General features: G+C 27.9%; 4 protein-coding genes and 1 pseudogene. 3 read left to right on the forward strand and 2 right to left on the reverse strand.

Translation table 11 applies throughout. The features are described from left to right. Positions 1–255: 255 nt before the first annotated feature. Complete coding sequence (locus tag KGF52_RS19825) at positions 256–1,041, reverse strand: EFR1 family ferrodoxin (protein ID WP_227841367.1); 786 nt, start codon at positions 1,039–1,041, stop codon at positions 256–258. 530 nt (positions 1,042–1,571) lie between these two features. Here KGF52_RS19825 and KGF52_RS19830 point away from each other — a divergent pair. Continuing rightward, positions 1,572–1,919, forward strand: a pseudogene (locus KGF52_RS19830) (helix-turn-helix domain-containing protein); the annotation flags it as partial. Between the two features lie 218 nt (positions 1,920–2,137). On the opposite strand, the gene KGF52_RS19835 reads toward KGF52_RS19830, so the two are convergent. Continuing rightward, entirely contained in the window at positions 2,138–3,040 is a 903-nt protein-coding gene (locus KGF52_RS19835) for a hypothetical protein (RefSeq protein WP_227841368.1), read from the reverse strand. 202 nt (positions 3,041–3,242) lie between these two features. On the opposite strand from KGF52_RS19835, the gene KGF52_RS19840 reads away from it, so the two are divergent. Together KGF52_RS19840 and KGF52_RS19845 are read left to right on the forward strand one after the other, a co-directional pair. Then, positions 3,243–3,608, forward strand: a complete 366-nt coding sequence (locus tag KGF52_RS19840) for an ArsR/SmtB family transcription factor (protein WP_227827694.1) — start codon at positions 3,243–3,245, stop codon at positions 3,606–3,608. Between the two features lie 22 nt (positions 3,609–3,630). Continuing rightward, entirely contained in the window at positions 3,631–6,021 is a 2,391-nt protein-coding gene (locus tag KGF52_RS19845) for a heavy metal translocating P-type ATPase (protein ID WP_227841369.1), read from the forward strand. The last annotated feature ends 448 nt before the right edge of the window (positions 6,022–6,469 follow it).

The raw sequence follows: 6,469 nt of genomic DNA on the forward strand, positions 1-6,469 counted from the left end.
AATATTGGGGGAATATTATGAGGAATACATTTATTATTGTGGTCAATTATTAAAATTTTATACAATTTATATAAAAATATTTTATTTCTTTTTTTAATAATATTTGTCAATATTGGTTTTTAGCATACCATATCTAAACATATTACTATATATAGGGAGTAAGATATATTTTATGATGAAGCTATGAAGATTTATAATGAAAATAAAATAATATTAAAGAGTTATGAATGATAGTTATAATAAAATTACAAGCTTTTATTTATTTGTAAATATATTAGAATCATACCAACTATCAAGACGGATGAACTTAAATGGCTGATGTATATAGACTGATTGTTCAGGACAATTATAAATACATCTCATGCACAAACAACAACTCCAATTAAATTTGACTTTATCCCTGGTAATACTTATATTATGTTTAGGACAATTATTGGCACATTTACCACAGTGAGTACAAGTATCTTTAACATAGAAAAACTTACCTAAAATACGAGCACCATACCACTCTAATCTACCAAAAAAAGCTAAAAATTTTACTGAAGTTCTACTAGTTGGTAGATGTGAGATTCGATTTATTAAATTATGTACAGTAATAGGTATTTTTTTATCTGCTTCATTAATAAGCTCTTTTGTTTTTTGGTCATCATATTTAACCATAAAATTTGAGGGCATAGCAAACAATTTATTATAAAATACTTTGAAACCTTTAGCATTCAATCTTTTGATTAGTAAATTGGATGAAGCATAATTTATATAATGTTCTTCTCCAGCTGTATGAATTATGAATGTATCCATAGAGTCTATTTTTGGTAAGTGTTTTACAAAGTCTAATACAATTTGAGGTGCGTTAAAGGAATGTACTGGATAAGCTATTCCTACTGAATCATATGATGTTAAATGAATATTAGACATCTTGATATTTTCAATCCTTATGCAATCAACATAAGTCTGTTGATTTTCAAATTCTTGTTTTATTCTATTTACAATATATCTTGTCATACCAGTTCCAGAGAAGTAAAATACACATATTTTATTCAAAACAATACCTCCTATAAATAAGATAATAACTTGTTAGAGTCATTATAACATAGAGCTAATAGATTTGATTAAAAAATAGCTACACACACTCGTGACTTTAGTCATGAGTGTGTGTAGCTAAAATAGTCAGCATAGGGAAACTTATATGTAGAGATAGGATAGAACCTATCCAATACTACTTGAATTGCTGGAAACCCCTAAAGCTAAGCAAACTAAAACATAAGGATGAAATAGACCTAAGTGTGAAAGTTACGAAAGTAGAAAAAATTGGTTAGATGGTATAAGGTTAAACCCTAAGTACTTTAAAATGGGCAATCAGCAAGTAAGCTCCGAATAGGAAAAACTTCAACGACTATTCCTCTTGAGGGAAGTACACTACAAGCTATCGGTAGTGGGTAGACTTTAACGGATAATGCCGAAGGATAAGAATAAATATAAAAACCTTTAAAATACTTCTTTTAAATAATTATACATGTTAATATTGTGATGGGTGGAATATATTAATAATCAGAAAAAACAAGTAAAGTGAGATGGTAGTAGTGGAAAAAGCTTATAAGTTTAGAATGTATCCAAATAAAAAACAGCAAGAGTTAATTAACAAAACTTTTGGATGTTGTAGATTTGTATATAATAAATATCTTGCTAAAAGAATAGAAGTTTATGAAAACTATAAAGAAACTTTTACTTATAAACAGTGCAGTTCTGATTTGACTGATTTAAAAAAAGAATTAGAGTGGCTTAAAGAACCTGACAAATTTTCACTACAAAACACCTTAAAAGATTTAGAAAACGCATATAAAAAATTCTTTAAAGAAAATGTAGGATTTCCTAAATTTAAATCAAAGAAAACTAATAGATTTTCATATAGAAATCCATTTAAAATTCAATAAAAAAATCAGATAAAATAAAATTTTATCTGATTTTTTTGTATACATTTATTTTATTAGATTATGTTAATATTTTTTGACTAAATAAAAGGATATTCAATCAAAATTTTATACCTATAATAATATTGGGGGAATATTATGAGGAATACATTTACTATTATGTTCAATTATTAAGGTCTTATACAATTTATTTAAAAAATAAAAATATTTTACATTTCTTCCTCATCAAACTCCTCAATATTAGTTTGTGGTATACCTTGTATAGACATATTACTAGAACCATAAGGAGTCGGATACATGTTAGAAGGCATATTACTAGGCATAACTACAGGCATACCATTCATTGTATTATGACATATAACACCTGGTATCATCATAAGTACATTAGGAGGCATATTTTGATTACATGATAAGTTAGGAATACCCATGTTATTCATATTATACCCCATATTATTCATGTTGCTAGACATGTTGTTAGGCATACCCATATTGTTATTCATGTTGCCAGACATATTGTTAGGCATACCCATATTGTTATTCATGTTACCAGATATGTTATTAGGCATACCCATATTATTATTCATGTTACCAGATATGTTATTAGGCATACCCATATTATTATTCATGTTACTAGACATGTTATTAGGCATACCCATATTATTATTCATGTTACCAGACATGTTGTTAGGCATACCCATATTATTATTCATGTTACCAGACATGTTGTTAGGCATACCTATATTGTTATTCATGTTACCAGACATATTAGTAGGTACACCCATATTGTTCATATTATTAGATGTATTATAGTTCATGTTGTTAGGCATATTGTTTGGATTAGATGTGTTGTAGTTCATATTTCCAGATGTATTATTTGTGTTAGGCAAGTTGTTTGGAGAATTACTACTTTTAGGATAATTATTTACGCTATTAGGATAAATGTTACTTATGTTCTGATTATTAGGTATTTTTGTATAACCACTAGGGATTTGTGGGTCATTTCTCAACTCATCTTGGGGAATTTCTTCGTTAGTAATATAATCTGCATAATTAGCCGGGTCTAAGTAAGGCATGTAACTAGTATCTAAGTTCTTTTTTTTCTTATTACTCATATTAAACTTGCACCTCCTAGAAAAACTATAAAAAAGTTTACAAAAACTTATTCTAATAATATATATATTAAAAAAGTCCATAATATGTGCATTCTAATTATTATTAAATAAATAAAAAAATATTGTTGCGAAATCAGATATAATAGCATATAATGAACATATGAACAGTTATTCATATATTAAAATAATGGAGGATTATACAATGAGAGAAGAGATAAATGATTGTAGTTGTAATATAATACATGAGGAAATAGTAACAGAAGCTAAGTCAACTATGCCAGATGAAGAAATGTTATATGATTTAGCAGAATTATTTAAAGTATTTGGAGATACTACTAGAGTAAAGATATTATATGCATTATTTGCAAATGAAATGTGTGTATGTGATATAGCAAGTTTATTAAATATGACTCACTCTGCAATATCTCACCAGCTTAGAGTATTAAAACAGGCTAGGTTAGTAAAATTTAGAAGAGATGGAAAGACAGTATATTACTCATTAGATGATAGCCATATAAGTCAAATATTTGACTGTGGATTAAATCATATTAGAGAGACTTATAAATGATAAATGAGAGGAGTGAATATATATGGAAGCAAATAATATAATTAAAAAGGAATTTGTATTAGGAGGATTGAATTGTGCACATTGTGCAGAAGAGATTAACAACAAAGTTTCTAAGCTACAAGAGGTTAAGTCTTCTAATCTAAATTTTATAAATAAAAAACTTACAGTAAATATAGAAAATAGTTTTGATGAAGAAAATACTATAGAAAAGATAATAGAGATAATAGATTCAACAGAACCAGGACTTAATATACAAATAAGCTCTAAAGACAATACAATAGCCAACAAAACATCAACTAAAAAGGAGCTTATATTAGGAGGATTAAATTGTGCACATTGTGCAGAAGAGATTAACAACAAAGTTTCTAAACTAAAAGAGGTTGAATCTTCTAATTTGAATTTTGTAAATAAAAAACTTACAGTAAACATAATAAGTACTTTTGAAGAAGATGCTGTTATAAATAAAATAAAAGAAATAATAGACTCAACAGAACCAGGCCTTGATATACAAGTAGAGTCTTCTGATAAAACAAAATCTAGAACGGTTGAAAAGTCAGAAACTGTGAGCGATACAAATAAAAAAGAATTAATTCCACTTATAATAGGAGCTCTTGTATATATTTTTGGTATATATCAAACAGCAACAGGATTTGAAAGTCAATTTAGCAATATAGTATTTATAGTTGCTTATGTGATAGTAGGTGGAGATGTACTTTTAAGAGCAATAAGAAATATATCAAAAGGAAGAGTATTTGATGAAAACTTCTTAATGGCTCTAGCAACAGTAGGGGCATTATTAATAGGAGAACTATCAGAAGCAGTAGGAGTTATGCTTTTCTATAAGGTAGGAGAGTATTTACAAGGTGTTGCGGTTGGAAAGTCTAGAAAGTCTATAACTTCACTTATGCAAATAAGACCAGATTATGCAAACCTAAAAGTTGATTCTGAAGTTAAAGTGGTATCTCCAGAAGAAGTAAATATAGGTGATATAATAGTAGTAAAACCTGGTGAAAAAGTGCCATTGGATGGTGTAGTAGTAGATGGAGTATCTATGTTAGACACTTCTGCACTTACAGGTGAGTCTGTGTTAAGGGAAGTTGAAAAAGGAGACGAAATTTTATCAGGTGTTATAAATAAGAATGCTTTACTTACTATTGAAGTTACAAAGAGCTTTGGAGAGTCAACAGTTTCAAAAATACTTGACCTTGTTGAAAATTCTAGCATTAAAAAATCAAAAACAGAAAATTTTATATCTAAATTTTCAAGATACTATACTCCAGTAGTAGTTATAGCTGCTTTATTGATAGCATTTGTACCACCACTTGTTATTTCAGGTGAAGTATTTAGTGATTGGCTATACAGAGGGTTGATATTCTTAGTTGTTTCTTGTCCTTGTGCATTAGTTTTATCAATACCACTTAGTTTCTTTAGTGGGATTGGATTTGCATCTAAAAATGGAATACTTATAAAGGGAAGTAATTACTTAGAGGCTTTAAGAAGTGTAGATACAGTAGTGTTTGACAAAACAGGAACTCTCACTAAAGGTGTATTTAATGTAACTAAGCTAAATCCTGTGGGAATATCAGAAGAAGAATTATTACAATATGCAGCTCTTGCAGAAGTAAATTCAAATCATCCAATAGCAAAATCTATATTAAGCTACTATAGTAAGAAAATTGATTTAAATACAATAGATAGTTATGAGGAAATAGCAGCCTATGGAATCAGAGTAAAATACAATGGTGAACTTATATTGGCAGGTAACGAGAAGCTTATGAAAAAGGAAAATATATTCTATTCACCAGCTAAAGAAGTTGGAACAGTAGTGTATATTGCTGTTGATAAAATGTATAGAGGTTATATAGTTATATCTGATGAGATAAAAGAAGATAGTAAAAATGCCATAAGAAGTTTAAAATCAATAGGAGTAAAAGAAGTTGTAATGTTAACTGGAGATAATGAAAAAGTAGCAAAAAATATTGCTCAAGAGTTAGGATTAGATACAGTTTACTCTAATTTACTTCCTAATGAAAAGGTAGATAGACTAGAAGAGTTGTATGAAGGTAGAACAGAAAAAGAAAAAATAGCTTTTGTAGGTGATGGAATAAATGATGCACCAGTTTTAGCTAGAGCAGATGTTGGTATAGCAATGGGAGGTCTAGGTTCAGATGCAGCTATTGAAGCAGCAGATGTAGTACTTATGACAGATGAACCAAGTAAAATATCTAAAGCCATTGAAATAGCAAATAAGACTAATAAGATAGTATGGCAAAATATAATATTTGCTCTAGGTGTAAAAGTTATAGTTATGGCACTAGGAGCTGGAGGAGTAGCTACTATGTGGGAGGCTATATTTGCTGATGTAGGGGTAGCACTTATTGCAGTACTAAATGCTATGAGAGCTATGAGATAATATGTAAGTTAAAAATAAATAGATTTTAATATTAAAAGATTGATTATAAAAGAAGAAGTATTGATAAGTTTATTCTAACTGTATTAATACTTCTTCTTTTATGATTGTATTTATTTACCTCTATTTCTATATTCTTATTTATTGTCTGTATTTTCTACTGTATTTTTTCAATTTATATAGGGATAATTCTATTATAACTGTTGAATTTGTATATAGAAATATTTAAAATATTAATAATTAAGATAAACAATTGTGATTTTTTATAAAAAAATATAAATATATTAAAATTGATTGAAGCTATGGTATTACTACATTATAATGGAATATATGACAATGAAAATTAAAAAAAATTAAAAAAATAATTTGAAAAGTGTTGACGAATTATTTTTAAGGTGATATAGTATTACTTGTCCTTAAGAAAAGGGCAAACATGAAAAATGAACTTTGA

Origin of the sequence: Clostridioides sp. ZZV15-6597, from assembly GCF_020657815.1 — a bacterium.
GTDB lineage: Bacteria > Bacillota > Clostridia > Peptostreptococcales > Peptostreptococcaceae > Clostridioides.

Coding starts and splice junctions, on each gene's coding strand:
- KGF52_RS19835 (WP_227841368.1), bottom strand. CDS start 3,040: ATGAGTAATAAGAAAAAAAAGAACTTAGATACTAGTTACATGCCTTAC.
- KGF52_RS19840 (WP_227827694.1), top strand. CDS start 3,243: ATGAGAGAAGAGATAAATGATTGTAGTTGTAATATAATACATGAGGAA.
- KGF52_RS19845 (WP_227841369.1), top strand. CDS start 3,631: ATGGAAGCAAATAATATAATTAAAAAGGAATTTGTATTAGGAGGATTG.